This is a genomic window from Tolypothrix sp. VBCCA 56010 (genome assembly GCF_050875635.1).
Lineage (GTDB): Bacteria > Cyanobacteriota > Cyanobacteriia > Cyanobacteriales > Nostocaceae > Hassallia.
The window spans coordinates 1-26,054 of the sequence record NZ_JBPAOH010000111.1 but is presented as its reverse complement, the minus strand read 5'-3'; the positions used below and the strand labels follow the sequence as shown (position 1 = coordinate 26,054).

The window sequence follows — 26,054 nt, the reverse complement described above, 5'->3', positions numbered from 1 at the left end:
CTTGCATTGTTAATGCATCGGCTTGCATTGTTAATGCATCGGCTTGCATTGTTAATGCATCGGCTTGCATTGTTAATGCATCGGCTTGCATTGTTAATGCATCGGTCTGCATTGTTAATGCATCGGCTTGCATTGTTAATGCATTTAAAAACGCGCTTGTTTTTAGGGAAAACTGTACTAAGCAGAGTTTTTTCTTAAGTATTGGCGTGAAATTTCCTAGCTTAGAATATCAGGGCACTAAAGCCAACACCCCAGCCGGAGAACCAGAACCACCCCGCAATAATAGAGGTGCGATCACCAGCATAGCTCCTCTCGGTGGCAGTTGATCTAAGTTGGTTAAATTCTCCAGCACAATACGCGGTTTCTCCAACACCAAACGGTTAATAGTAAACGTGGTATCTTGCCCAGAATCTACACCGTGAGTATCAATTCCTACCCCAGCGATTTGACGTTCATTTAGTAAAAACTGGGTAGCATCACTGCCAAACCCTGGAAAATGCAAACTTCCTTCAGCATCTTGGTTGAAAAATGCATCTTTATCGCGCCATTTATCTTGCCAGCCTGTATACAGTATTACTACACTTTCAGCGGGAATCTTGCCATATTCTTCTTCCCAAGCGAGAACATCCGCAACAGTCAGGACATAATCAGAATTAACTGCGGTTTGAACACGGATATCTATAACTACTGCGGATACAACCAACGACTCGGCAGGGTATTTGTCAATTCCTACACCAAAGTTGTGAAAACTTTTCGGTGCGTTGATATGAGTAGCGCTGTGTTCCCCCAAAGAGAAACGCCGTAGATAATAACCATCTTTTTCTAGTTTTGCTACAGTATCGAATTCTACAGGCGGGTCGCCTTGCCATTGGGGAATGTTTGTATCAATTACGTGACTTAAATGGATAACGCATGAGGGAGATAGGGGAGATGAGGAGCCAGCGCTGTGCGGAGGTTCCCTCCGTTGAGGCGACTGGCGTGGAGATGAGGGAGAGGGGGGAGTGGGGAGAGGGGGGGAGGGGGGAGACAAGGAAAATATAGAATCCTCGTTGTCCCCCTTGTCTCCTTGTCCCCCTGTCTCCTTGTCTCCTTGTCCCCCTGTCTCCTTGTCTCCTTGTCCCCTCGTCAACTGCTGAAGTGTTGCTTCCATAACTGCGGTGGTTTGACCTGTTACCGTAAAAACCAGCGCTTCGCGATAGATTCGCTGTGCTGGATGATGCATGTAGTTAGCGGCTCCGCTGGAAACGGTAACGGCTGCGTGAGCGATTCGCGTTGCTAGGTCGATTGCCCAAGCTCGTAGTTGCAAGCGTTCGGCTATTACTATCGGTTTTTGTTGGGCTTGTCTAATCAGAGTGCGACACTGAGTCAGTTCTTGTAAGAAAGATTCAAAAGCATTGGTAATAAAAGCTAGTGATTTATTCTCTTTAGCTGCCTCAATAATATCTAAACCTGCAAAAGCGCATCCTGTTGCGAGAAAAGTTGCCCGCAAAATATTCTTTTTACTGTTTTCGTGAATCCATCCGGGTGGTTTAATAAAAACTACCTGCTCTTGAGGTAAGAACCAGCGAGTTAAAGTAGCAGATACGGTATTGCTTGATATCATTGCTGCTAGTTGTGCTGGTGCGGTAAATGTGATTTCACCTCCAGCTTTTTGAGATGTCTGCACAAAAGGGACGATACCAAAAACTGCGCTACCATCTGGTAATGTCGCAGCGACGATAAAATGTTGAAATAAGTCCCAACCAGTTACCCAAGGTACAACTCCATCTAACTGATATCCTCCGGCAACAGGTACGGCTAATGCTAGGGGTTCACCTTGACGTCGCAAATGCGAGAAACCGACTCCGATTAAAACTTCACCGTTACCCATCCGGGGAAGGTATGCTTGTTGTAATGCAGAGTTGTTGCTAGTAGAAAGCATCGCTGCTGCGCTTTGATGTTGTGTTTGCACAAAAGCTAAAGCACCGGAATATCTGGCTATTAATTCTTGAAAGTCGCCATAAGTCGCTTCGCTGAGTTGTTTGTCACTTTGTAGCGCTAGTAAATTTAACTTTCCCAGACCTTGGAGTGCTTGATATAGCGCTTGTGGGTTGTTGTCTATTTCGTTAGCTTTGGGCGCAACTTCCTGAAGTAAGAAGGAGTTGGTAATATCTAGGATAGAGCGATCGCAATCCATAATTTTTTGCTAGTTGACTTTCTCATTTTTGCAGTTCTGAACTGAGCAACTTAGCACTCTCAAATAAATAACCCCCCCAAATCTCTGAAATTTCAAGCTTTGAGGGGTTCAAATGTTGCAGCAAAAAGTGAATCAGTATTTAGTTAACACCCAACAGGTTAAGCTTTTCATAAACTTAAGTTAATTTTTTGTTCACTCATGAGTCAACAAGCATACCGACAAATTGTCAAATACAGTCGTTAAGCCACTTTCGCTAAATATCTACAAAATTTTAGATTGGGAAATTTTATTATTGCACAGGTACTTAACTTAAGTTGCGGCTTATCAACGATAGGCTGATTATACGCGATCGCCCACGAGGAGTTGGCGGTTCTTCGAGCGCACAAAGCTTGCCCAGTATAAAGCAAATTACAATTAAGCATCAGTCATGTTGAGTATATAAAGGTATGTTGAGTATATAAAGGTATAATGACTGCGAAGCATTTTCATTCTTCTAAAGTTTAAGAAAAATTGACAACTAGTTAAAGGACATTGTATGGAAGAAATACTTACAGGAAAAATTGCTGTTGTAACAGGAGGCTCTACGGGAATTGGTTACGCAATAGCAAGACGTTTTGCATCTTTTGGGGCAAAAGTCATTCTGGCAAGCAGACAGCCGCAACGCTTGGCAACAGCAGCTCAAAGCATCGGATACGGAGCTGTTGCAATTCCTACCGATGTCTCTGATTTTGAACAAGTGCAGCGGCTTTTTGAGGGACTGGAGCGGGTGGATATTCTTGTGACTTGTGCTGGTGCAGCAATCTTTGGTGCAATTGATACGCTACCAATGGCAGAAGCTAAATCCCTTTTTGAAGGACGGTTTTTTGGTCAACTAGCAGCAGCGCACTATGCAGTACCCAAAATGCCAGCGGGGAGTGTTATTATCTTCTGCTCTGGAATTGCAGCCACCGTCGGACTGCCTAACTATAGCGCGGGTTCTGCCCTTTGTGGTGCTGTTAACTCGATGGCACGTTCCCTTGCGGTTGAGCTAGCTCCTAGAGGCATCCGCGTGAATGCTATCTCACCGGGATTAATCGAAGGCACAGACATCCAATCTAATTTATCAAAGGAAACGAAGGAAAATTTTGCTGACTCAACAAAAGCCAAAATTCCGCTCAAGCGTGCAGGTCAAGCTGATGAGGTGGCAGATGCAGCATTTTTCCTTGCTACATGCGGCTATGTAACAGGGCAAATTATTGAGGTTGATGGCGGGTGGACAGCGTTTTAGAGCAAAAGGAGATAAGGCATTTCCTTTGGAAGGTCATGACTGTGCGAGTTTATACTTCGCTGCCAGGGCGATCGCACCCCGTGGAAAAAAAGAGAGAAAAACGAGCAACCTTTCTGTGCGGTGATGATTGAACAAGCGAACGCCTGCATTACCAAGTTGCGATCGCTATTGATGAATGCGATTGAGAAACGCCTCATAGCTATTGACATTTTCCAGTTTTGTGGCTAATAAAGTATCTGCACCATGTACCCAAATTACTTTGCCAGTTGCAACTTCCCACTCCTAGATTTTTATCTGCGTTGCATTTGCCTTCTGGCGAAATAGTTTTTCATTTTGTTGTATTGATTTGATAACTTTTACCTGCCTGTTTTGCTGAAATTTACTGGTAGTGTAAATCTGATAAGTATAGTTTTGTAGTCTATATTTTTATAAATTAGTTTGTTGCCTACTTTTTATTTACAACTGTGGTAATTGATTTAACAATGTTAAAAATTGGTGAAATCACTGAAGTTAAAATAAGTCTCTTTTAAATTAAGGATTACAGTCTGACTTCTATACAAAATGGAAAACGTAGACGCGCAAGCGGCTTGCCGCAGGCTACCGCAGAGGACGCAGAGAACGCAGAGGAAAAAGAGTAATAAAAGTTTAAGAGAGTTTTTGCGTAAGTCCCGCTCAACAAAGTTCACAGCAAAATATAAAATGGATTGGTAAAAATATCAGATGTGACAGATTAGCGATTTCAATGTTAGAAAATTCAGGTCTAATTTAAATCAGTGGAAAACTACGCTATGGAACCAGAAAAACTGGATCGTTTTCAAAAGTATGGTGAATCGATTCTCCGGAAGATAGACTCAGTACCGCAGCAGCCTTCAAAACAAGAAGATTGGGTTCCAGCTAGCCTAGATGAGTGTCTGATTCACCTGCGGGAAGCGGCACAGAAAACTGTACAACTTGCTACATCAAGTGTGAAAATCGGCGTGATGGGTGAATTCAGCAGTGGAAAAACTTTGCTTTTAGGCAGTTTGATCGGTTACGCAGACGCTTTGCCAATTAGTGAAAACCCAACCACAGGCAATGTTACCGCTATTCACCTGAAACCGCAAGAAGACTTTACAACTACGCAAGTTGGCAATTTTACTGTCGAGTATCTGACTCACGACGAGGTGAATGAGTGCTTGCGCTTCATGTTGGGGGAGGCAAACCGAAGAACAATAGCTGCGGGATTGTCTTCTATACCCCAAGAAAAGCTAAAAGCTCAAAATGATATCCTTAGCTGGTGTGAAGAAGCGTGGAACAATAGTAAAAACTTGGAGTTGCGTTATCTGTTGCGCGAGTTGGTATCGTTTCTTCGCGCTTATAACTCCTATGGTGCGGCTATGTCTGGCAGACGCTACGATATTGATGCTACCACCGCCCGCGATGGGCTGACGCTAGCCGATCAGCCGATGGCAATTCAAACTCTGAATTTTGAGGATTTACCCCCAACGAATATTAGATTACCAAATGCACCTCAAAGATTGCCAGCAAAGTTATTACAAAATAGCTTTCCGTTGATTCGTCGCGTAAATATTGAGGTAAAAATATCAAAAGATATTTGGGATGTTTCCGGAAAGAGTGGAACATCAGAGTTTATTTTATTAGATTTTCCCGGATTGGGTGCTGCTAATTCAGGGGTGCGAGATACATATTTATCGTTGCGAGAATTGGCAGAAGTACAGACAATTTTAGTGCTGCTAAATGGCAAATCTCCGGGAAGCGATCGCGCTAACAAAATCTTCACGATGATGCAGCAACAACGTCCCGGACAAGACCTGAAAGATTTAATTTTAGTTGGTGTAGGACGCTTCGATCAACTACCTTTAGAAAGTGAAGGTGGCGAAAGAGAACTTGATAATTTAGACGAACACAATCCTTTAAAAGAAAGCACCGTTTGCCAAAAGCTTAAAGTTTTGCAAACAACTCTTGACGGTGCATCAGCATTTACCAGTCAAAAAGAGCGAATTCTTCTGTTATCACCACTTTTAGGATTAGCTGATTTAGCTAAACGTTCTAGTAAAGTGAAAGCAGGTTCACCAGAGTTTTTAGCTAACTTAGATTATCCAGATTATTTAGATCGCTCTAAGCGATTGCAACAAAAATGGGGACATTTAAGCGAACGTTTGTTAGAATCTGATTCGCGCAGTCATTTAGGCAGACAATTAAGTTACTTTGCTCAAGATGGCAGTATTAGCAAACTGCGAGAATTGATTCAAACCCACGTAGCTACTCACGGTTTCAAGCAACTTTATGAAGACACTCGTAGAGCCGCTAATGCTTTGCATCAACAACAAGATAACTTGAAAAATATCTTAGCAGAAATTCATAATGAAGGCATACCAATGGCAGAAAGTCAAGCTTTTATAGATTTACGCTTTGCCGTTGAAACTTTAGATAAAACCTACAGAAAATTCCAAAAAGAATTAGGTAAAGAACCACTCAAAGACAAACGAGGAATTACAGTTAGCGATGTGGTGAAAGACGAACTAACTTATAGAATACTTAATTGGAGTCAGTGGACTTTGCTTTTCAACAAAGCAAACAATGGAATGATATCATTAACAGAATCTAAAGGCGCAGCGGGTAAATTATTTGATAGAAAAAATAAAATTAATAGTTCCCTTCCTACCAAAAGCGATGATTTTTATCCAGCATTTGAAAAGACAATTAAAGAACTAGAAGAATTTGCACGCGATCGCCTGAGTCAAGCAGTGGTAGACTCATTGAGTAAGTTATCAAATCAGATAGCCAAAGAACGCGATCGCTTGCGAGAAATTCTTAATCCTGAACAAGAACAAGATATTCAAGAAAAATTTGGTGATGAAGAAGCAGATTTATTTTACAAACTACTTTTAGGATGCGATCCCAATCAATGGAAAGAAGCTATAATTTCCGAAGTCAGTAGCAAAGATAAAACCAGCGTCCCTGCTAACATGTTTCCCCTAGCGCGTCAAGACGATAAACACAACATCGGACAAATCTTTGATTGGGCACCAGAAAGAAGCCAAAGTAACCCCAGAACCGCTAACCACCAACTTTTAGTGCTGCGACTGCGAGATGAAATTACTGCTAGTGCCAGTTTACATCTTGTGCAGTATGTTAGTGAAGTGAATCAGCAAGTTAATGCGGAATTAGAAGGAATTTTGGATCAGATTGTTCCTTGTTTGCAAAATATTTCTAAAAAGGAAGCGTTGTTAAGATATATTGCGGCGGAAGAATCGCAAATTAATGCGGAAATTCCTACTTGGTTGCAGATTCTTTTAGATATTGCTAACTTTGAGAGCAATTCGATTTGATTGGTGAAAAATAGTTTTTTAAACGAACCGCGAAGACGCGAAGGACGCGTTCGCCCTTGGCGTCTCCGAAGGAGAAGGAAGAAAGGAGAAGAGAGGAATTAGTTTACGAATTAGGTCAATTATATCTCTTTTCTCTTTCCTTCGTGCCCTTCGCGACTTAGCGGTTCGTTTCTCTTAATCTAAACTGCCTACAAATATGAACCTTTTCCAATCCAACAATAATAGCGTCAAAGAATTTACCGAATTATTAACAATGAATTTTGAACAAGTTAACAAAACTGAGAAGCCAAAAAAAAGATTTCCCGGATGGTTTGCGGTAGATTTTGGTACATCAAATTCTACAGTTACATTATTCGACCCGATTGAAGTTCCTATCGCGGAAATTCTGCCGAGAGAACAAGAGTTACGTTTGCGCGATCGCTTGGCACAATGGTTGAGTTCTCCGGCTACAATTGCGTTACCAGATATTAGCGCGAGTGATTGGGATAAGTTCATCGCGGAAATTAGCAAAAATCTGGAAATAGAACCAAGTCAGTTAAGTGATGTTTTTGAAAGTGATAATAAAGAGCGATTTTTAGAAGCGATTCGTCAAATTGAATTGTGTTTGGGAACTAGCGATCGCTTTCGTCGGGCTGTCAGCAAAAAACTTTACCAAATATATCATGAGGTGTTTCGCGTTCCTACTTTAGAGTCGCAAAATCTCATTCCGGTAGTGTTAGATATTGATCGTCGAGATACGGAAATTCCTAGTGAGTTGGAAGTTTCTAGTTTGGATGCTTTAAAATTGAAGATGGGGAGAGAAGCAAGAGATAACAGAAAAAAGGCGATCGCTCAAGGAACTAGCGGTTCTTTGAAGGAAATTATTAGCAAGTTTCATCATTCACCTAAAAGATATTTCGGTCAAGAGCGGTCTTTTGGTGTTGTTTTAGATGGGGAAGAAACGACAATTACTGTTAATCAGTTAATTCAAGCTGCTTGGGGACATCTTGTTGAGTTAACTGAAGATTATCGACAACGCGCACGACGTAAGTTTTCGGAAGGGGATTTGTTGACGGGGGTTGTGACTTATCCAACTGTTGCACCACCAGTTATTCGCAAGGAAATTAAGGAACTTGTGGAACAACTTGGTATTGATGATGTGCAAACTGCTTATGATGAAGCTGTTTCGGTGGCGATATTTTTTTTGTGGCGAGAATTTGGTGGTAATTTGAATATTGGAATTGAATCTTTTAAAACTCGCTGTCATCAAGAAAAGAATAAATGGTCGCAAAATGTGCTTGTTTTGGATATTGGTGGGGGAACAACTGATTTAGCTTTAATTGAATTAACTTTAGAAGATAAAACTCCCTTTTTTGCGGATAATGAAGATAGAGGACTTGGGGGACGCTACTATAGACTTACTCCCAAGCTGTTAGGTTCGTCTGGACATTTGCAGTTAGGGGGTGAGTTAATTACGCTGCGAATGTTTCGCCTTTTGAAAGTAGCGATCGCTGATTCTCTGCTAACAGCAGTTACTCTCGGTGCTTTAGAAAGCGATAAATTAGAAGATTTAATTAACTCGGAATTAAATGAGCGCTTTTTAGAACAAGGAAAATTTAAAAGCGGCAGTCTTTTGAAATGTGTAGACAAAGAAAATCCTGAAGGTGATGCAGCTTACAAAGATGCTTTAGATACTGCTGAGAAAGTGCTACCTACTCGTTGGCAACAAGCACCCCAACGCTTGCAAACATTTTACGCGCTTTGGGAACTTGCAGAAGCTGCCAAACTGAAATTAGGTCAATCACCAGCAGATAATTCTACTTTAACGTTCACTGTTTCCGAACAACAAATATCGGAATTATTAACACAAAGTAGCATTAAATTCAACATTCAAAATGCTCATAATATTAACGTCACCTTAGACAGTCAACAATTTGAAAGAACTGCAACTACAGCGATTAAAGAAGCAATTGGTATCGCCAAAGGATTGATGGAAAGTCGCTTGCTAAGTAGCGGACAAAAAGTTGATTGGTTAATTCTATCTGGGAAAACTTGCAATCTTGATTTAGTGCAGCAAGAAATTTACCAGGAATTTAGTAAATCACAATATTTTGTCTGGAATCCAGAGCGAATTACCTTTGTTTTAGAGTTTACTAAATTAGCTACCTCTGCCGGTGCTTGCTACGCCGAAAAATTGCGAAGGCTTAGATTCGATCCAGAAGAATCTAAACAATTGCTGCGTAAGGGAGCGAATCAATTAGAAATAGATGTCAAAAATTTATTTTATTATTTGCCTTGCAATTTCAAACGCAAAACTCAAAGCAACGAATTGCTACCAATATTCAAAGCAGGACAAGAACTTTATCAACTAGCTGCGGGAGAATCTGTAGCGAAAGTTCGCACCAATTGGCAAGGGATACAATTAAGCAACATCATCTATCGTCAAGACTATGAAGATGGAGATTTGCGGCTTTGGGGTAGCTTTGATGGTAAAACTTTGATGGAGAAATTGAAGATAGAAGAACCAGAATTTCTCAAAAAAATCAAAGTTCAATTTGAAATTGACCAAACACTACAATTTAACGTCTTGCTGTGTCGAGGAAATCCCCATTATTTAATTGATGTTCCTGGTATTGATGTGGGAATAGCAATCTTAGCGCACTTCCCTACTGCGGAAAGCTCAAAGTTATTTTCTGATGGAAAATTGAATTGGAATATTGCGATTGAACGTCCTAATAAAAAGCTGAATAATGGTGATATTGCTGTCAATGTTATCGAGTCAGCAACAGTCGATCAACCAGATGCTTATCATTTAGTATTTGTGGCAGAAAGCGATGATAGTAAATCTATTAAAGAATTTCGTTATGTACGCGATCGCCTGCAAGAAACAGCAACCGGCTTAATCAGTAAATCCTTACCTCCCTTTCCCCAAAATGGTCAGCACACCTTCTATGTTTATCAAACAGATGCCCAAACAAACAGCAAAAAATGGATAAGAATTGGCGCACTCAGCAAACCAGAATTAACAACAGATTATCCTTGCCAATATCATGTCACCCTTGATGACAAAGGCATTCTCCGGATGCACGCTGGTGAAGTACCTTACTGGACATCAACAAATGAAGAATGTCTCAAACAAGAAGGATGTGTTTTTCGCGCTGAACTAGAATTACAACCGAACGAAGTTGATAAAGAACGCGATCCATTTTGCGGCATTCATTAATAGGTAGGAGTGAGGAATTATGCAGCACTTACGCCGACTATTGTCAACAGAAAACTCAGAATTAGCCCGATTATTGCGGTTTAGTCTGTACGGACTAGAAGCATCTCTGAAAAAAGCTCAAGCAGAATTATCGCACGATCCAGGAGCGAAAATATGCGACGAAGTGCTGCAAGAAATTTCTCATCTTTTGCAACCTTCAACCGTCGCGCCTTTAAATAATATCACGTCCACAAATGAGTTAAAACTAACACGCCTCCGCGATGAATTTGATGCCGATAAAGAGCTAAGTTTATATTTAGGAAATTCCCCACTTCAAAGCCAGACTGACTCAGATTTGTGGAACGAAATTCAACGAAAGCTGTTAAGAATTCCTGAGGATATAGCTAGATATTGGCGTCAACATGCTTTGAATCTTGCTCAAGAAGCTGGTGCTATTGAGGATAATTCAAATTTATACCAACTTCCTTTTATCCGCGATGAAATTATTTACCCAGGACTCAGCGGTAGTGTCAATGTCCAAGGTTTACAGTTGTCTCAAAAAGAACTTTTAAATTATAAAATTACTTATGGACAAGAATCAAGTGACATGCATCTACTTGCATCTATGGTGATTTTGTTGATAAAACTTATCGACATTGAACCGAATTTACATCATGCTTTAAAAAGCGTTTTTAGCTTTGATGTTGTATCTTTGCATTCAAAACCAGAACAGCGTAACCAATATATTGAAGCTTTAAGCGATCGCTTTCAACGCATCCAAAAAGCCGAAGAAAATGCATATCCCTTATTAACTCTGCGTGCTTGGATTGATATCGACGAAGCAATACATTCCCTTATATTCGTTCCTCCAGCTGAACGCTATTCGTGGTGGGGAAAACTGCAACAAGAATCGCGACGCATCCTAAAAAAAGTTGCCGATAAAGCAAATAACGCAGGCTATGACGTGCGAATTCGCCAATTATCCGGACTTTACGCCGATATCTGTGCTTTTTCCAAAGATGACTTACAACTAGATTGCGGCGGTACACCCGGAGAAGTGTTAAGCTGTCTGCGGGTATATGCGCGAATCAATCAAGAAGATTGTTTAGGACGCGTCATCTTTCGCTCATTAAGGTAGTTTTCTCGCTTGCCTTAGAAGGTAATTTTCTCGCTTGCCTTAGATTGAAATCTAAGGCAAATAGCTAAAGCTCACTCAAGTGGGCTAAAATCCTTGACGATTGTTGAGACTTCCACAGCCTTAATGTTGGTAACGACAGCTTGTAGTTTGTAACGAAAGTTTAAGCATTAGTAACCACAGCCTTAAGGTTAGTAGCGAAAGTTTAAGCATTAGTAACCACAGCTTTAAGATTTTTTGCGATCGCCGCGAAGACATGAGCGCACTCGCACACCTGCTGATGTATTGCTGAACCAGAAAATTGGTTCTCTACATAAAAGGATTGCGAGTATCCAAGAACAACTGGAAAGATTGCCGACGCTGGAGGGAATTCGGACAGAAATAGCACGATTAGCAGTAGAGAATTATCCTGCATTACCAGGAAATGTAACTGTAACTGAAAATAAATGTAGAGCGATGTCTAACGACAAGCTGCTTCGCATCTACGCACTTGCCCAACAAATGCGAGGATGGTTTGAAACGTTGGGCTATCGGTTGGAAAAATATGAAATCTGGGCAGAAGAATATTTTGAATGGATAATCAACATCCCGGTACGTCGCAGTTATGACCGCATTCTTGTACGTGGTGTTGCTGGAGAAGTTAAACTGAGTGATGTCATGGCATTGCGCTCCTCAGTTGAAACGCAAAAAACTGATGAAGGATGGCTGGTGACTACCCGTCGGATTTCCCGCGCAGCACGGGATGAAGTCAAGAAAGAGGAAAATCATCGCCTTGATTGCTTTACATTTGACGAACTGATTGACCTGGATGCTGACTTTAGTGGCTATCTCGACTGGTTAGAAGCGGAAATCAAACGCCGAACAATTGATACCAAGTATGTGCCGCTTGCTTGTACAAAAGAAGAAATTGACCCTGTTAGCAAGCGACGAATCGGGGTGAGTCGATATGAAGAAGAGGACGGCTGGATTGATGGCTACATCGACTTGTGGCTTGATGACCCCGCCAAAGAGCATATTTCAATACCAATACCCCTTCCCCTCTCCTTTATAAGGGTACGGTGTACACACAAGTTGGAAAATCTAATTCACATTGGCTTTAATCTGGTAGGGTGCGTTGCGCGACAACACACCCTACTCAAGTGGGCTAAAATCCTTTCCTAGTAGTCTTTAGACGACTTTCGCTTTTAGCCAAGGATTTTAATCCTTGGCGATTGTTGAGACTTCCACTTTATTCTGCTTTCCCAATCATACCGCGATTGTGTGGTTCCAAAAGAGACGACATATCAGGACCAGCAGGAATAATACTACCAGGATTGAGCGGAAAAAGGTTGCCATAATAATCTTGCTTCACACTTTCCACATCGCAGGTGTCAGCAATACCTGGAAGCTGATACATATCACGTAAATAAGCTCCCAAATTATGATAATCTTGAATTCGCCGACGATTGCACTTAAACAAACCGTAATACGCACTATCAAAGCGGAATAATGTCGTAAATAAACGCACATCCGCTAATGTGACATTATCACCGCAAAGATATCGACTTGTTGAAAGTGCTGCGTCAATTTCATCCAAAGTGGCGAACAATTCATCACAAACTTGATTGTAAGCTTCTTGAGTTTGGGCAAAACCGCAACGATACACCCCGTTATTAACTGAGTGATAAATTTTCTCATTCCACCAATCAATCTTTTCTTTTAATTCCTCTGGGTAAAGATTTAACGTGGGATTTTTGGCAAAGTCGTTAAATTCAGAGTTCAGCATGACAATAATCTCTGCACTCTCATTATTAACGATAGTTTTCGTTTCTTTATCCCACAACACCGGAACTGTAGAGCGTCCGGTGTAATTTGGTGCCGCTAGCTCATACAATTGAGCAAGTGTGCGACAATTTTGTTCTTCTTGGTTGAACACCCAACCCCCTTCAATCGGTGAAGGAAAGACGATAGATACTGGTATTACATCTTCAAGTCCCTTAAGCGATCGCACTACCAAAGTTCGATGCGCCCAAGGACAACTCATGCCAACATAAAGATGATAGCGTCCTGTTGCTGGTGGGTACAAATTTCCGTCTTCTTTGCCAACAAAGTTTCTAAACTGACTGTTAGGACGAATATACTCTCCCGACTTATTGCGCGGTGCGAGTTTCGACATCATCATATGCCAAAGAGTCGTCCAGACAAACTTTCCCAGCTTAATAATCAGCTTCGGGGGGAGAGATTTCCCCTTTTTCTTATTTAAATTTTCCTCTTTCATGTCTATTAAACTGCTGATTTTACTTCTTTATTGTAGTAAGCACTTCAGTGCTTACTTTAAATCTTTCTTAAGCACTGAAGTGCTTACTACGAAAAAAGCCCGGATGCTTTTACGCAACCGGGCATAAATTAGGTTAAATTAACCTACTGTGCAAGGAAAGTAAAGTATCATCAATTAACCAGCAGAATTTTGCTCTAAGTTAACTTTGACGACTTTGTTCTTTTCTTGTTCGGTTTTCGGCAGTGTCAGATTCAAAATACCATCTTTGTATTCTGCCTTAACATTAGTATTTTGAATGCGAGCAGGTAAAGGAATTACGCGCTGGAATTTGCCATATTGGAATTCGGTCACAGTACGACCTTTGTCATCAGTTTTGGTTTCTGACTTGCGCTCACCGCTGATGTGAACTGCATTTTCTGTGACTTGCACATCCAAATCGTTCGCGTTCATTCCCGGAACTTCTACCTTCAAAAGAAGCGCGTCTGATGTTTCTTGCAACTCAGCAGCGGGAATGACTAATCCTTTTTCAAACACTGCGGAGGGCACTTTTGTATCTGCAAACATGCGGTTGATTTGACGTTCTAAGGTATTGAGTTCTTGCCAGGGGTTGTAACGAACTAACATATTACTTTTTGCCTTTTTGGTTGACGATTTAATTCATTGCTTTAATCTCATAGTATTAGTAAATAAAAGATGGCAAATTCGGTTTTTGTCACTTAATTAAGGATGATTACCGAATATAAATATCAGGCTAATAAAGGTGCGGAAAACTTCAAATTACTGGTTCGGTAAACGCGAAAAAAAAGTAGAGACGTTCGGTGTGGAACGTCTCTACGAATGTTTCTCCCCCAACTAATAGTTAGGGGAGTTGAAATTGCGATAACTTAGGCAAATCTTTCCTTAGATAGATGTTTCTCGGATATTTTTACTATAAATCCTGGTAATACACTTTATCAGACGGTGCCTGCGGATCTTTGCTAGCGAAGCCGCAATACGCTCCCGGATTGACTTTTCCATAATTTTTCAGGAAGTTGATGCAACTGGGGCGATCGCTAAATGTGGCTGCATAAACTACAAATGAACGTTTATCTGACAGATTTGGATAATCTGGTATCCAAAATACTCCTGGCTGACGATATCCTGCCATTTGTAAAGTCTTAATTTGCTCAACCGCAGTTTGCAGATTTGGAAAGCTAGAATCTGCGATGAAATGAAAATAATTAGGCAGATTGGCGCTGTTAATAATTGCGGATTCCGATGACGCTATTTGAGAATTTCTATTCGCTGATGGTAATGATGCTTCGCCAGCTTGTGGTTTTGTCAATAGCGAAGATGTCGCTTGTTTATATCCCTCTGGTTGAGGAGAATTTGTCAGCAAAAGACCAATAATTACAGATGCACCCATTACTACACCTGCAACTAAAATACTGCCGATAAAAATAGCGTTTTGTTTGCTGCTTTGAACCGCAGACTCGGAAGTAACAGGAATACTTTCCGAAGGCTGTTGAAAAAAAGTAGGTGTCTTTTGTGGAAGGGAATTTGTCGCATTCTGCAAAGCATTCAGCATTGCTTTTGCACTGGGAAACCGTTCCCTAACATCAAACCGAATTGCTTTATCTAATACCGCTGCCAAACTTGGACTGACAATTTGCCGATCCCAAATATTCTCGCCTGTATACGAGTCTGTTGCCAATTGTTCTGGCATTTTTCCCATCAGTAAATATATAGCTGTTAGTCCCAAACTATACAAGTCACTGGCAAAAACCGGACGTCCTGCTGCTTGTTCGTTTGGCATAAACCCTGGTGTACCGACGACGATGGAACTGGTAATATTACCTTCGGAATTTACCACTGTTGCCATCGTTTCTCGCACTGCGCCAAAATCAATTAAAACTGGTTTGCCATCGCTGGATCGCAGAATAATATTGTCTGGCTTAATATCGCGATGGATAATGCCTTTGCTATGCACATATTCCAGCACTTCTAACAGACTGATTAAAATTGAGCGTACCTCGCTTTCTCTCAGACACCCGCTTTGTTTGACTTTTTGACTCAGGGTTTCTCCGCTAACGCATTCTTGTACTAAGTAAAATTGATCGTCCTCTTGAAAGTATGCGTACAGCGTGGGAATTTGCTTGCTTACTCCTCCCAATTCTTCTAAAATGGCAGCTTCTCTTTGAAATCGTCTTTGTACTAAGTGGTGAATATGAGGGTTGTTGACAACAGGTTTGAGTTGTTTAATTACACAAGTTCTTCCCGAAGGCATTTGCGTATCTTCGGCTAAGAATGTTTCACAAAATCCACCAGTTCCAAGTATGCTGATAATCCGATAGCGATCGCTCAAAAATGTTTGTGTCATTAGTTTTTCTTGAAGGAAGGTTTGCTTAAAATTATTCAATATTGTTTAAAATGATACAATCTGTACTTTCTACTTCGGTTTTAATTAGATTTTTACTTGATTTTTTTTTGCCAATATTTATCCAACTTATAGCCTGACATCTTTGCTTCAATTACTATAGTATACCAATAGATAAACATCAGAAATGATAAAGTATAGAGAAATTCTTTCTCTTCTAATTTGTCTCTCAAAAGTCTGATAATTGTTTTTTAATTGACAACATGGAAAATGTTCAAAAAAAACAATAAAATGAAATAGTCGCTCTTGTATCGGGAATTGTCTGTGGCAAATTTTTCGCAAAAAGCGGCTGTGCAAAAATAAATCAATAAACACAAATATAAAGAAGGGTAAACGCCTGACTGGGGCAAAAAGAAGATCCTTGAGATGTATGCCCCAACTCAAGTTCCGCTTTCTGGACTGGGAGCAAGTCCTGTCGTCTTGAAGTGATTTGGCTGACAAAACATTTGGTGACAAAGTGCTATCTATGCCTGCGATGGGAAATTTTCGGAACTTGTTGTGCAGAAATCTGCTTGCTATTCTCTGGTGGAATTATATTTGTGTTTTGCTTGAGGTCAGAATTAGTTGAGACGCTCTAATAAATAATATCTACTATTGATGAAGCGGCAATTGTATTTATTTTACAAACCATTATAAAATAAAAATAAAAATTATGGAAGCCCAAGTTGCTGATTCCTAAAAAAAGTTCAAAAACCAAAAAAAAGTCAAATAAAACTTGATAAAATTATTTAGTTGAGGTTAATAATCATGCTGACGGCAGATGTAGCTATAAGTAGCAGCTACGACCCGCGTATTATATCGCTTTCGATAGCGATCGCCGTTTTAGCTGCATATACTGCTTTGGATTTGGCAGGACGGGTAACAGCAGCCATATCTTGGGCAAAAACCGCTTGGTTGATTGGTGGGGCAATTGTTATGGGCATCGGTATTTGGTCGATGCACTTTGTCGCCATGTTAGCATTAAGTCTACCGATACCGATGACATATGACATATTGACGGTGTTGCTGTCAATATTACCTGCGATTATTGCCTCAATTGGAGCGCTTTTTTTGGCGAGTCGCCCAACCTTGAGCTTGTGGCAATTGATTATGGGCGGTATCCTGATGGGTATTGGCATCGCCTCAATGCACTACATCGGCATGTCCGCAATGCGGATGGAAGCAAACACAACGTATAATTTCTTGCTGTTTACAGTTTCGATAGCGATCGCCATCAGCGCCTCAATTGTAGCGTTATCTGTCGCCTTTCAACTACGCACGCAAACCAGTACATCTGCACTGTTAGCCAGAATCTTCGGTGCGCTGATTATGGGATTGGCGATCGCCGGGATGCATTACACTGGAATGGCGGCAGTTCGCTTCACACCCACCAACCCCAAAGTAATTGCAACCGGGGCGATGAAGAATTCCCTCACCTGGTTAGCTGTTAGTATTGGCATTGCCACCTTTGTAATTTTAGGTTTCGCGTTGCTGACTTCATTTGTCGATCGGCGATTGACACAGCAAGTAAAGCTTTTAGAAAAGCAAGAAGCAGAAGCGAGACGTTCGCAACTATTTACAGAGATTACCTTGCAAATTAGGCGATCGCTCAAATCAGAAGATGTTCTTTACACCACCGTCAACGAAATTCGTCAAGCATTAAAATCAGACCGCGTAGTTATTTATCGCTTTTATCCTGACTGGAGTGGCACCATCGTTGCTGAATCGGTAGCAGACGGTTGGCTCAAAACCATCGGCAAAACAATCCATGAACCCTTTAGAGAAGATTATATTGCAATGTACGCAAGTGGTGAAGTTCGAGCCACCGACAACGTTAACCAAACAGGTTATACAAATTGCCACTGCCAGATTCTAGAAGACTTTCAAATCAAGGCGAATTTAGTTGCACCGATTATTATTAACAATCAGCTTATCAGCATTTTATGCGTTCACCAATGTTCTCAACCTCGGCACTGGCAAAAGTTTGAAATTGATTTAGTCAGACACCTAGCAATTCAAGTGGCGATCGCTTTAGAACAAGCGAGTCTTTTAAATGAGTTTCAGCAGTCGCAGAAAGTATTGCGGCTTCGCGATCGCGCCATTGCCGCCGCTAGCAATGCTATCATCATCACCGACCCGCGAGCGATCGACAATCCGATTATCTTTTGCAATCCGGCATTTGAAACCATCACAGGCTATTCACCCGAAGAAGCGGTTGGACGCAATTGCCGATTTTTGCAAGGACCCGATACCGACCCCGCAACTATTCAACAATTACGTCATGCAGTCCGCAACTTTTTAGAATGCCAGGTAGTAATTAAGAATTACCGCAAAGATAAAACACCATATTGGTCTGAATTAACGATTTCTCCAGTGCGAGATTCATTCGGACAAGTCATCAATTATATTGGGGTGCAAACTGACATTACCCGACGCAAGCAAGCAGAAGAAGAATTAAAGCTTAGTCAACAAGCAATGCATTGCCAACTTTTAGAACTACTCATCAACGTTAAAGAAGCATCGAAAGGCGATTTAACTGTGGGTGCAGAAAATCTCGCCGGTGAAGTGGGGGTAGTAGCTGATGTTTTTAATACGATTATTCACAACCTGCGGCAAATTGTCAATCAAGTAAAACTTGCTGCTTATCAAGTAAATCTTTCCCTTGATGAAAACTCAGGTGTGATTCAGCAATTGGCGAATCAAGCTTTGACACAAGCAGAAGAAATTAATTACACCTTAGAAGAGGTGAATAAAATCAATTTCTTTATTCAAACAGTAGCAGATGATGCCCGCCAACTATCAGAAATTGCCGACAAAACTTCACATACAGCAGCAACAACCCAAGCCGCAATCGATAATACTGTAGAAAGTATCTTTAATTTACAACAGACAGTAATAGAAAAAGTAAATAAAGTGAAGCGTCTGGGAGAATCTTCGCAAAAAATAGCCTTCATTGTCTCGTTAATTAAGCAAATCGCCTTGCAAACTAACTTGTTAGCCATCAACGCGAATATTGATACTGCGTGGGTGGGCAAAGAAGGTCGAGGCTTTACGATGGTGGCAGAACAAATTGGTCAATTAGCAGCCCAATGTGCAGAAGCAACGAAAGAAGTTCAACAAATGCTAGAGAACATGGAAATAGAAACTAGCGAAGTCGTCAAAACTATACAAATAGGAACTAGGGAAGTGCTAGAAAAAGCAAATACGATTAAAGATGCCAAGCATAACCTGGGGCAGATTTTAGAAGTATCTCGCCAAATTGATGATTTAGCAGAGTCGATTAAGAATGCAACCGGATCTCAAGCAGAAAATTCGAGTGCGATCGCATCCAGGATGCAACATCTTGCCGCAGCTTCAGAACACACTGCAAATTCATCTTACATGGTATCTAACTCTTTACAACAAACACAACAACTAACATTGCAATTAGAAGACTCTGTTAATGCATTCAAAACCGATGCATGAAAAAGAAGGGGGACAAGGGGGACAAGGGGGACAAGGGGGACAAGGGGGACAAGGGGGACAAGGGGAGAGAAATTTTGCCCAATGCCCATTGCCCAATGCCCATTGCCCAATGCCCAATGCCCAATGCCCATTGCCCAATGCCCAATGCCCATTGCCCAATGCCCAATGCCCAATGCCTGTAAAGTTATTGCCTTATACTTTGAGTGATTTGATTTTGCTGCGGTACTACCTTAATTTCCTGAGCAATAACCGCAGGTTTATTGATATACTTTTTATAGTATTGATCTTGCAAGTTCAAATTATACTCCCGCTCAATTTGGGGAATATTCAATCTGCGAACCGTACCCGTAACTTGAACTTCTATATCTCTGTCTGCGGGTAGATTAAAAGGCACACCCGAAGCATTCACAACTACAACCGGTTCGCTGTCGAATAATTGCTTATCTTTAACTGTGAAAGAAGCAGGACCGACTTTATCCAGCGCTTTACTTCTAACAGTCACAGTTCTATACATAAATTGGTCTGCGTTATAAGTAATTTCCGATGTATTAACCAATTTGGAAGCCGGAGTTGTTTCCGGTTGAGTAAAATTGCATCCCCTAAACATTGCTGCTAACAGTGATAAAGCAATCAGTACTCCTAAATCCCCAAATCCCCGTTTAGAATCGGTGTTAGTCTTAGTATCTTCAGCTTTACTCATGATGACAAAATTCCAAAAGTTTCTTCTTCAACTGTTAGACTATTAATTTAATTCGCCAAAATTGACAACACAAATTTACAGCAAAAGCTGTTTTTAACTAGTTTTATGTTAATTTTGTAATTAACTTAACTTTTATAATTAACTTTATCTTCTATCTAATGAGATAAAAGTCAAATTTTTGCCTTATGCCCTATGCCCTATGCCCTATGCCCTATGCCCTATGCCCTATGCCCTATGCCCTATGCCCAAAAATTTAGTATGAACAAAATTAATCGCGTAGCAATTGTAGGGGGAACACACGGAAATGAGTTCACAGGAGTATACCTGATTAAAAAGTTTGAGCAGAACTTAAACTTAGTAAAACGCCCTAGCTTTGAAACTCTGACATTATTGGGAAATCCCGAAGCTTTTAAAGAAAGCAGACGATATATTCATCAAGATTTAAATCGCAGCTTTTTCAGTCAAGATTTGCAGAATTCAACACTTACTGGTTATGAAGCAATGCGGGCAAAAGTTATTGAAAAAATGCTCGGACCCAAAGGCAAATCTCAGGTAGATGTAATTGTGGATTTGCACAGTACAACTTCAAATATGGGGTTGAGTATTCTTTTAGGCGATCTGCATCCATTTACTTTGCAATTGGCTGCTTATTTGACTTCAATTAATCCAGAGGTAAAAGTTTGTTATACGCCACTTGAGCAAGAAAGTACTTTACTTCATTCTCTGTGCGATTTTGGTTTTGCGATTGAAGTCGGTCCGGTGGCTCAAGCTGTGTTGAACGCAGAATTATTTCAAAAAACAGAGTCACTTGTTTACGCAGTTTTGGATTATTTAGAAAGAAGCAACCAAGGTATAATTGAAAATATAAATAGCCCCCTGACAGTTTATCGATATGCGGGGGTGATTGATTTTCCGAGAAACGATCGCGGGGAAATTAAAGCGATGATTCACCCGCAACTTCAGTTTCAAGATTATCAACCTCTTCATCCTGGCGATCCGATTTTTCTCACCTTTGATGGTCAGGCGATCGCCTACGCAGGTACATCAACCGTTTATCCAATTTTTATCAACGAAGCTGCATATTATGAGAAAGGCATTGCTATGTGTTTAACCGAGAAACAACAGCTGAAAAATTCATAATTATTAATTCATAATTCATAATTAAAAAGGAGGAAAATAATTCATAATTCATAAAATTGGTAATTTTATAAATTATGAATTATGAATTATAAATTAGTAATTATTGTTTTATGAGAAGGAGTCAGAAGTCAGAATTGGTGAATTCAGAATAACCCCATGAATTCATTGGTGGGGTTTCGATAAAGTAGGGGCACGGCAGTGCCGTGCCCCTACCCAGATGAATCTTTGTCTTGTGCGTTTAAATCCGGGGGATGCGCGACCATTATTCCTTTATCGGCGTGTCGGCGGACGTAGGGGCACGGCACTGCCGTGCCCCTACTCAACAGGCGTAACCGCCGCCACTAGTCGCACGATTGTGTTCATTCTGACTCCTTGGCGGAGCGTCTCCGGCTCCGCTCCTGGCTCCTGACTCCTGAATTCTTCTTTGGTAAATCTTTATTTCCAAATTGTACAGCCAAAAAAGCAACTGTTTATAATCATCAAAGTGCTATCTAGCCGGCTTTATCTGACAAGTGTGGATTCTGTGTGTCCGCAAATACTAGTATTTTTGCGTTTGATTAAGATATATAAATAAAAAATTTAAATTGTTAAATGTTTGGCAGCATAAATACTTATTAACCTTAGTATTCTTACCTCATGTGACTGATGGGGTTTTGCTTTATGCAATCAAATCAGCGTTGTCGAATCTTGGCTGTGGACGATACCCTAGCTAATTTGTTTTTATTGAAAAGTGCTTTAGAAGAAGAGGGTTACGACGTTGATACGGCTAATAATGGTAGTTTGGCTTTAGCTAAAATTGAAGCTTCACCACCTTCGATAGTGCTGCTGGATGTAATTATGCCTGGAATGAGCGGTGTAGAAGTAACCCGACATATCCGCGAGAATCCTTTATCAGCTAAGATTCCGATTTTGATAATTTCCGGTTCTGATGAAACTTGTGTGACAGAAGCATTAGATACAGGTGCAAATGACTTTATTCGTAAACCCGTTAAAGTTGATGAATTATTGGCAAAAATTAGGGAATTGTGCTGTTAAATCCATCGAAAATTATTGGCGTTGCTGATTTTAAATATGAATAGGACTTACGCACTTCCTTCGTCGTCACCATTGAATTTATGTAGGGGCAATTCATGTAGCCGAAGGCTTCCCGAAGGGTATTGCCCCTACAAGACTTTAGCAACGCCAAATTATTTGCTCAGGATCTCAGCTTCGACCCGTTTCCAAAAGTGAGTGTGCGTTCCAGCCGATTCATTATACGAGCAATTAATTCGGGTCCCTGGATTGGCTTACTCAGATAATCATCTGCACCCGCAGCAAATACCCGATTCACTGTTTCTGCATCTTTGTGAACAGATAAAAATAACACGGGTAACTGATTCCAGTGTAAATCGTTTCGCACGACTTGACATAACTCAATGCCACTTAATGGCATTTGCACATCTAAAATCAGCAAATCCGGGTTAAATGCGTTTAATATCTCCCAAAAGCTCGCGCAGTCATTTAGCAGGGTTAGCTCGAATCCCCAAGGCTCTAGTAAAGTGCGTAAAATGTCTAACATCTGGGGATCGTCGTCCACAACCATAATTTTTGCCTGAACAATGTCAGACCGCTGTAGCACCTGGATAACTGCTGCTATTACAGAGGCAGGATGTACAGGTTTGTGCAAAAAAATTTGTCCCCCCAGACGAGCTACTTTTAGTCGGTTGGCAAAGTCTTCAACTGCGGAAAATACCAGCACGGGTACATCCCAATTATTAGTCGTCAGTTCTGCTAATAGTTCTAAGCCACTTTCAATAGAGTTAGAAAAGCCCAAATCGAGTAATACCACATCCGGACAATTTTGGGCGATCGCTTCTCTAACTTCAGTTAATGTCGCAACCAAAGCTTGAATTCCCCAGATTGCAGCCTCATTTATTAATTGCTGACTTAGTTGCACATCCAAATCGACAATTAACAGGTGGGGTTGTTGCTTAATGTTAGCGAAGCGCTGCCTATGGCAGCGCTTCGCTCGAGCATCTGGGGCAATTGTCACCGATCGTTGCAATTCTTGCCGCAACGCTACAATCAATTGAGAAAGACGTTCAACTTCAGCTCGACTTTGTTTTACTCCAGCTCGAAAAATCTGTTCAATTTCACGACACAGACGCGACGCTTCAACCAAACCAAAGCTACCCAGCGATCCGATTAGCTGGTGAGCTGATGCTTGTGCTTGTTGTGCTTGTTCTTCAGTTAGCGTATTTGCAAGCAGCAGCGTTATATTTTGTTCTAAAATTGTGATGCGATCGCTATACTGGGGCTGAAATCGCTTCCAAATGTCAGCCAGCGCTGAGGATAATTGTGGTTGGTATCGCTCTACTACTGTCGCATCAACTTGTGTTGGTTGCAAGTCAAGCTTTGTCGCAGCAGAATGCTTAACTTGAGAATGCCCATTTTCCTTCAATTTCAGCCGATACCCCTGTCCGTAAACTGTCTCAATCAAATCATTTGCCCCTGCTTGCTTCAATTTCTGCCGTAAAGCTTTGATATGCGCTCTGACAGTATTCGCTAAAGGGATTTCTTCAGATGACCAGAGATAATCGAGCAAAGTTTCTTGACTAAATATCCGGTGACTGTTACGCATAAACTGTTCTAGTAAAGCATATTCCTTAGCAGTCAAACGCAAAATTTGTCCGTTGCAGGTAACTTTAGAACTAGTAGAATCAAGCCTGACATTTCCTGCTTCTATCACTGAAGAGAGAGCCGGACTTTTTTGCCGCACCAATGCACGTATTCGAGCTAATAACTCATTAGCTTCAAAAGGCTTAACAACATAATCATTAGCTCCAGCATCTAACCCAATAACTTTGCTAGTGCTACTGTCCAAAGCTGTCAAAAGCAGAATCGGCGTATCATTTTTTTCAGCGCGTAGCTGTCTGCAAAACATTAGACCATCCAGCTTTGGCAACATAATATCTAACAAAATTAAGTCATAAGCAAACATTTCCGCAAAAGATAGTCCAGTTTCACCATCATCAGCCAAATCGACTGTGTAATGCTGATGCGTCAAAATATTTTTTAACACTTCAGCAGCGGCTCGATCGTCCTCTACTAGCAAAATCTTCATTTAAAAATACTTATTTTTTTATTGCATCTGTCGGCAGATGTATATTGATTGAAAAGATTTATGACAAATCTAACTTTTGTTAAATATGTTGGTAGCGCTACTTTTTGATTTTAACTGCTGAGTTCACAAAATATTCACTTAACTTCTTTAAACTTACATTTAAAGTAAATAGTTCTTTCATACTATTTCTTTATGTTGTGCCTCATTTAAGACTCTAGTCCTACCCAAAATGCTCTGCTGCATAACTTTGCGCTTATGCTTAAAAAGATGGATTTAATGAGGTGTATAACCCCTCACCCCCCACGAGTCACGCTTCGTCAAAGTCTCCCCTCTACCAGCGCAAGTACAGGGGTTGGGGGTCAGGTAAATATACAAATTCTTGATTTTTAGCAGTGGGTTCGCGATGTCTGAGAGAAGCGGTCAACAAAAAGTTTTATTAAGAGCATCGTTACAAAAATCGGTATAAATAAGGAGAATTTAAGATGAAGGTAGAACAATTAGCCACAAACGCAGAACTATTTCACAAACGTTTAGCAGGTTTACAGGAAACTACCAAGGCATTGTCTTGGATATCTCCAGATTTGCTACCCCAAGCATTTAAGGAACTGATTGCGACCTCAAATATTTTACAGTTAGCAGCAGAAGAACTGTATCAGCAAAATGAAGAACTTATCAAAACACAATATTTACTAGAGGAGGAATGTCAAACCTATCAAGATTTATTTGAGTTAACATTAGACGCTTATTTAGTCACTAACAGCGAAGGCGTAATCAAAGAAGCTAACTCTGCTGCATGTGATTTGCTTGCATGTTCCAAACAGTTTCTGGTGGGCAAACCAATATTTAATTTTGTCTGTCTAGAAGAATGTCAACGCTTTTCTAGTGAAATCCGAATATCTCAATCAGAAAAAACCAGAGAATTAGTACCATTAAAGCAAAGCCAAAGCAATTCATCTTACGCTGCTTTCACAGTAGGTGTTGTCAGGAATAAACAGGGTAAGCCTCAAACGCTACACTGGCTCATGGGTGAGAAAACTGGGCATCAGCGAGTAGAATTAACACCTTTCAATTATAACTGCAATGACTACGATATCAGGCTAAATCGTCCCGTGCATAAATATTATAAAGGTGAAACTATTCCCCTTAACCCTTTAGTTATTTGCTACGTTCTTCAGGGTTCGGTGAAGCTAACTACATTTTGTGAAACAGGTGAAGAAGTAATGCTAGGGTTAGCAACTCCGGATATGGTTTTTGGCTCTAGCATAACTTCTTTAAATACTTATCAAGCAATAGCTTTGTCAGATGTTCAGTTAGTGACTATTTATGAAGCCGAAATAGATGCTAATCCGTTTTTGAGCTATGCACTTTTACCTAAAATCAAACAGCGACTGCGGCAGACAGAATCTTTCTTGTTTATTTTCGCCAAGCGAAGGGTAGAAGAGCGTTTGCAAGATTTCTTACTGCTTTTGAAACAGGAAATCGGTCAAACAGTCGCAAAGGGAACTCGCATTTCCATTCGCTTCACTCATGAAGAAATTGCTAGCGCTTGCTGCACTACTAGAGTAACAATTACACGATTAATGAGCAAGTTACAGCAACAAGGGTTTATGAGTTTCGACTCAAACAATCACATCATTATTAGGGATTAGGGAGTGGGGCATGGGGCATGGGGCAGGGGACAAGGAGACAAGGAGACAAGGAGACAAGGAGACAAGGAGACAAGGAGACAAGGAGACAAGGAAGAATTTATCCGATTCTCAATGCCCCATGCCCAATGCCCAATGCCCAATGCCCAATGCCCCATGCCCAATGCCCAATGCCCAATGCCCAATGCCCAATGCCCAATGCCCAATGCCCAATGCCCAATGCCCAATGCCCAATGCCCAATGCCCAATGCCCAATG

At 40.9% G+C, this 26,054-nt stretch carries 16 protein-coding genes and 1 pseudogene; 11 read left to right on the top strand and 6 right to left on the bottom strand.

Annotation, left to right across the window (positions count from 1 at the left end; all coding sequences use genetic code 11):
• Nucleotides 1-229: 229 nt before the first annotated feature.
• Nucleotides 230-2,176, bottom strand: a complete 1,947-nt coding sequence (locus AABK37_RS28815) for a cyclase family protein (protein WP_432554921.1) — start codon at nt 2,174-2,176, stop codon at nt 230-232.
• Between the two features lie 535 nt (nt 2,177-2,711).
• On the opposite strand from AABK37_RS28815, the gene AABK37_RS28810 reads away from it, so the two are divergent.
• From AABK37_RS28810 to AABK37_RS28790, 5 genes and pseudogenes are all read left to right on the top strand, one after another.
• Nucleotides 2,712-3,443, top strand: a complete 732-nt coding sequence (locus AABK37_RS28810; RefSeq protein WP_432554920.1) for an SDR family NAD(P)-dependent oxidoreductase — start codon at nt 2,712-2,714, stop codon at nt 3,441-3,443.
• 788 nt (nt 3,444-4,231) lie between these two features.
• Nucleotides 4,232-6,775, top strand: coding sequence for a dynamin family protein (locus tag AABK37_RS28805; protein ID WP_432554919.1), 2,544 nt, complete (start codon nt 4,232-4,234; stop codon nt 6,773-6,775).
• A gap of 196 nt (nt 6,776-6,971) precedes the next feature.
• Complete coding sequence (locus AABK37_RS28800; protein WP_432554918.1) at nt 6,972-9,977, top strand: molecular chaperone; 3,006 nt, start codon at nt 6,972-6,974, stop codon at nt 9,975-9,977.
• A gap of 19 nt (nt 9,978-9,996) precedes the next feature.
• On the top strand, nt 9,997-11,094 hold the full coding sequence (locus AABK37_RS28795) for a hypothetical protein (protein WP_432554917.1): 1,098 nt from the start codon (nt 9,997-9,999) through the stop codon (nt 11,092-11,094).
• Nucleotides 11,095-11,349: 255 nt separating this feature from the next.
• Nucleotides 11,350-12,114 (top strand): annotated as a pseudogene (locus tag AABK37_RS28790) (restriction endonuclease); the annotation flags it as partial.
• 205 nt (nt 12,115-12,319) lie between these two features.
• On the opposite strand, the gene AABK37_RS28785 reads toward AABK37_RS28790, so the two are convergent.
• From AABK37_RS28785 to AABK37_RS28775, 3 genes are all read right to left on the bottom strand, one after another.
• Entirely contained in the window at nt 12,320-13,348 is a 1,029-nt protein-coding gene (locus AABK37_RS28785) for a glutathione S-transferase family protein (RefSeq protein ID WP_432554916.1), read from the bottom strand.
• Between the two features lie 174 nt (nt 13,349-13,522).
• Nucleotides 13,523-13,972 (bottom strand): Hsp20/alpha crystallin family protein, encoded by a 450-nt coding sequence (locus tag AABK37_RS28780; protein ID WP_432554915.1) that lies wholly within the window; start codon nt 13,970-13,972, stop codon nt 13,523-13,525.
• Nucleotides 13,973-14,276: 304 nt separating this feature from the next.
• Nucleotides 14,277-15,707, bottom strand: coding sequence for a protein kinase domain-containing protein (locus AABK37_RS28775; RefSeq protein ID WP_432554914.1), 1,431 nt, complete (start codon nt 15,705-15,707; stop codon nt 14,277-14,279).
• Between the two features lie 804 nt (nt 15,708-16,511).
• Between AABK37_RS28775 and AABK37_RS28770 the strand changes: the two genes are divergently transcribed.
• Together AABK37_RS28770 and AABK37_RS28765 are read left to right on the top strand one after the other, a co-directional pair.
• Nucleotides 16,512-19,208: an MHYT domain-containing protein gene (locus AABK37_RS28770; protein ID WP_432554913.1), complete on the top strand. Its 2,697-nt coding sequence runs from the start codon at nt 16,512-16,514 to the stop codon at nt 19,206-19,208.
• Nucleotides 19,205-19,390 carry a histidine kinase gene (locus tag AABK37_RS28765; protein WP_432554912.1) on the top strand — a complete coding sequence of 62 codons (186 nt, stop codon included), beginning with the start codon at nt 19,205-19,207 and terminating at the stop codon, nt 19,388-19,390. Before AABK37_RS28770 ends, AABK37_RS28765 begins: the two co-directional genes overlap by 4 nt.
• A 2-nt stretch (nt 19,391-19,392) precedes the next feature.
• Here the strand turns inward: AABK37_RS28765 and AABK37_RS28760 are convergent, their stop codons facing one another.
• The gene (locus AABK37_RS28760; protein ID WP_432554911.1) at nt 19,393-19,908 is read right to left on the bottom strand and encodes a hypothetical protein; all 516 of its coding nucleotides are present in this window, start codon (nt 19,906-19,908) and stop codon (nt 19,393-19,395) included.
• Nucleotides 19,909-20,166: 258 nt separating this feature from the next.
• Between AABK37_RS28760 and AABK37_RS28755 the strand changes: the two genes are divergently transcribed.
• Nucleotides 20,167-21,048: an aspartoacylase gene (locus AABK37_RS28755; protein WP_432554922.1), complete on the top strand. Its 882-nt coding sequence runs from the start codon at nt 20,167-20,169 to the stop codon at nt 21,046-21,048.
• Nucleotides 21,049-21,708: 660 nt separating this feature from the next.
• Nucleotides 21,709-22,083, top strand: a complete 375-nt coding sequence (locus AABK37_RS28750; protein WP_432554910.1) for a response regulator — start codon at nt 21,709-21,711, stop codon at nt 22,081-22,083.
• Between the two features lie 160 nt (nt 22,084-22,243).
• On the opposite strand, the gene AABK37_RS28745 is transcribed toward AABK37_RS28750, so the two are convergent.
• Nucleotides 22,244-24,151, bottom strand: coding sequence for a response regulator (locus AABK37_RS28745; RefSeq protein WP_432554909.1), 1,908 nt, complete (start codon nt 24,149-24,151; stop codon nt 22,244-22,246).
• Nucleotides 24,152-24,633: 482 nt separating this feature from the next.
• On the opposite strand from AABK37_RS28745, the gene AABK37_RS28740 reads away from it, so the two are divergent.
• Both AABK37_RS28740 and AABK37_RS28735 read left to right on the top strand, forming a co-directional pair.
• Nucleotides 24,634-25,800 carry a helix-turn-helix domain-containing protein gene (locus tag AABK37_RS28740; protein WP_432554908.1) on the top strand — a complete coding sequence of 389 codons (1,167 nt, stop codon included), beginning with the start codon at nt 24,634-24,636 and terminating at the stop codon, nt 25,798-25,800.
• A 10-nt stretch (nt 25,801-25,810) separates the two neighbouring features.
• On the top strand, nt 25,811-26,054 hold a 244-nt coding region (locus AABK37_RS28735), incomplete at its 3' end, for a hypothetical protein (RefSeq protein ID WP_432554907.1).